The organism is Bradyrhizobium sp., from assembly GCF_030693485.1.
Classification (GTDB): domain Bacteria; phylum Pseudomonadota; class Alphaproteobacteria; order Rhizobiales; family Xanthobacteraceae; genus Bradyrhizobium.
Window position 1 is genome coordinate 1 of sequence record NZ_JAUYAN010000296.1, and the last position, 2876, is coordinate 2876.

The following is a 2876-nucleotide window of genomic DNA, read 5'->3' on the forward strand; positions in this document are numbered from 1 at the left end:
TGCTCGTCGACAGCCACTGCCATCTCGATTTTCCTGATTTCGCCGACGATCTCGACGGCATCGTCGCGCGGGCGGAAAGCGCGGGAGTAGGGCGCATCGTCACCATCTCGACGCGGGTGCGGCGGCTTGCCGGACTGCTCGACATCGCGGAACGGTTTCCGAACGTCTATTGCTCGGTCGGTACCCACCCGCATCACGCCGACGAGGAAGACGGCATTGCCGCGGCCGAACTGATCGAGCTGGCTGGTCATCCCAAAGTCGTGGCGCTGGGCGAGGCGGGGCTGGATAATTTCTACGACAATGGCTCGCCGGGAGCACAGGAACGCGGCTTTCGCGCCCACATCGCCGCCGCCCGCGCCACCGGCCTGCCGCTGGTGATCCATACCCGCGATGCCGACGAGGCCTGCGGCCGCGTGCTCGAGGACGAGATGGCCAAGGGACCGTTTCGTGCGGTGCTGCATTGCTACACCGGCGGACGCGATCTCGCGCTGCAGGCGATCGGCCTCGGCCTGTCGATTTCGTTCACGGGCATTCTGACCTTCAAGAAGTCGCAGGCCCTGCGCGATCTCGCGGCCGAACTTCCGGCCGATCGCATCATGGTGGAGACCGACGCGCCGTATCTGGCGCCCGGCAAATTCCGCGGCAAGCGCAACGAGCCTGCTTACGTGGTCGAGGTGGCAAGGGTGCTGGCGGAGACACGCGGCGTTTCGCTGGACGAGATTTCGCGTCAGACCACGGAGAATTTTTTCCGACTGTTCAGCAAGGTGCCGGCTCCGGAAGCCGTGGCATGACGCTGACCTTGACAGTCCTCGGCTGCGGCTCCTCGGCCGGCGTGCCGCGTCCTGCGCTCGGCTGGGGCGCCTGCGATCCCGCCAATCCCAGGAATCGCCGCCGCCGCTGCTCATTGCTCGTTGAACGCGCCGGGGCTGATGGCATCACCCGGATCGTGATCGATACCTCACCGGACCTGCGCGAGCAGCTGATCGACGCTGATGTCGATCACATCGACGCGGTGTTTCTCACCCATGAGCATGCCGATCAGACCCATGGCATCGATGACCTGCGCTCGGTCGTGATGCATCAGCGCCGGCGGATTCCGGTCTATCTGAACCAGTCGACCGCCGACCATATCCTGCTGCGATTTTCCTACTGCTTTGTCACGCCGCCGGGCAGCGAGTATCCGCCGATCCTCGAACACCACACCATCGAGTCCGGCGAAAGCCGGACCATCGACGGGAAGGGCGGTCCGGTGAGGCTGGCCGCCTTCATCATGCAGCACGGCAACATCCCGGCGCTGGGCTATCGCATTGGCGACGCGGCCTACACGCCCGACGTCAGCGACATTCCGGCCGGGAGCTGGCCCTATCTGAAAAATCTCGATCTCTGGATCATCGACGGGCTGCGCTATGCCGCCCATCCCAGCCATTTCAGCCTCAACGACGCGCTGGCCTGGATCGACCGCTTCAAGCCGCGCCGGGCGGTCATTACCAACATGCATTCCGATCTGGATTACGAGGTGCTGCGGCAGAGCCTGCCCAAGGGCGTAATCCCGGCCTATGACGGCATGCGGCTCACGCTGGAGCAAGCGGGATAGAGTGGATTGCCATGGCGCCGTCAATCGCGATAATCCGGTCCTGATTGATGTTGTGGGCCATAGCGGCACACTACTTGCTTTTGGTAATCGACAGGTTGGTCTAACGTCAGCTCCCGGACGGGGTAGGGCGAAGGAATGGGGGACTGATTGACAGAGCGCGCTGATGATCTGCTGGCTGCCGGGTTGCTCAGGCGTGCGCTCGACGGTCTCTATCTTGGCGCCGGATATGCGGCGGGCGTTTTCCTGCTTCTGATCTTCGGCATCATGATGGTGATGTCGGTCGGACGGCAGTTCGCGCTCAATATCCCGGCCGGCGACGATTTTGCATCCTGGTGCATGGCCGCAATGGCGTTCCTTGGCCTGGCCCACACCTTCAAGCGCGGGGAAATGATCCGCGTCGGCATGCTGCTGGAGCGACTGAGGGGACGGCCGAAGCAGATTGCCGAAATCGTTGCGCTCACCATCGCGGCCGGCTTCGTGCTCTATTACACCCGCCACGCGGCGCAAATGACCTACGACTCCTGGCGCTTCAACGACATGGCCCAGGGCGTCGTCGCGCTTCCCCTTTGGATTCCGCAGCTTGGCTTTTCCGGCGGTCTCGCCATCCTGTCGATCGCGCTGATCGACGAATTGGTCAGCGTCGTTCGCGGCCGCCGGCCGAGCTATGAGAAGGGTTCACCGGACGAAACACCGGATGAGTTCCTCGAACGCATCGCGCAAGGCGGCGGAGGTTGATGATGGTCAACCTCGGCATGATGGAATTGGCCTTCGTTCTGCTCGGCGTCATGGTCGCGCTGCTGGCGAGCGGCGTCTGGATCGCAATCGCGCTGGGGCTCGTTGGCTTCGTGGCGATGGCGCTGACGACCTCGGTACCGCTCGGCAGCGTGCTTGCCACCGCGACCTGGAGCGCGAGCGCATCATGGACGCTGGCCGCGCTGCCGCTGTTCATCTGGATGGGGGAAATACTGTTCCGCACCAAATTGTCGGAAGAAATGTTCCGCGGCATTTCACCCTGGGTGCAATGGCTGCCCGGGCGGTTGACCCATGTGAACGTGATCGGCTGTGGCATTTTCGCGGCGGTGTCGGGCTCCTCGGCGGCGACGTGCGCGACCATCGGAAAGATTGCCTTACCCGAGCTCGACAAGCGCGGTTACGACAAGAATCTCAGCCTCGGCTCGCTGGCCGGTTCCGGCACCCTGGGCCTGCTGATCCCGCCATCGATCCCGATGGTGGTCTATGCGGTGACCGCAAACGTTTCCGTGCTTCAGGTATTTCTCGGCGG

At 63.6% G+C, this 2876-nt stretch carries 4 protein-coding genes; all 4 read left to right on the forward strand.

From position 1 onward, the window contains the following. Positions 1 to 791: TatD family hydrolase (locus Q8N40_RS21275; RefSeq protein WP_305713197.1), on the forward strand; the 791-nt coding region annotated here is incomplete at its 5' end. Continuing rightward, a complete protein-coding gene (locus Q8N40_RS21280) occupies positions 788 to 1594 on the forward strand; it encodes an MBL fold metallo-hydrolase (protein WP_305713198.1) in 807 nt (268 codons plus the stop codon). The genes Q8N40_RS21275 and Q8N40_RS21280, both read left to right, overlap by 4 nt. A gap of 147 nt (positions 1595 to 1741) precedes the next feature. Continuing rightward, a complete protein-coding gene (locus Q8N40_RS21285) occupies positions 1742 to 2329 on the forward strand; it encodes a TRAP transporter small permease (RefSeq protein WP_305713199.1) in 588 nt (195 codons plus the stop codon). Between the two features lie 2 nt (positions 2330 to 2331). Next, positions 2332 to 2876, forward strand: a 545-nt coding sequence (locus tag Q8N40_RS21290) for a TRAP transporter large permease subunit (protein WP_305713200.1), incomplete at its 3' end; no start/stop codon positions are given.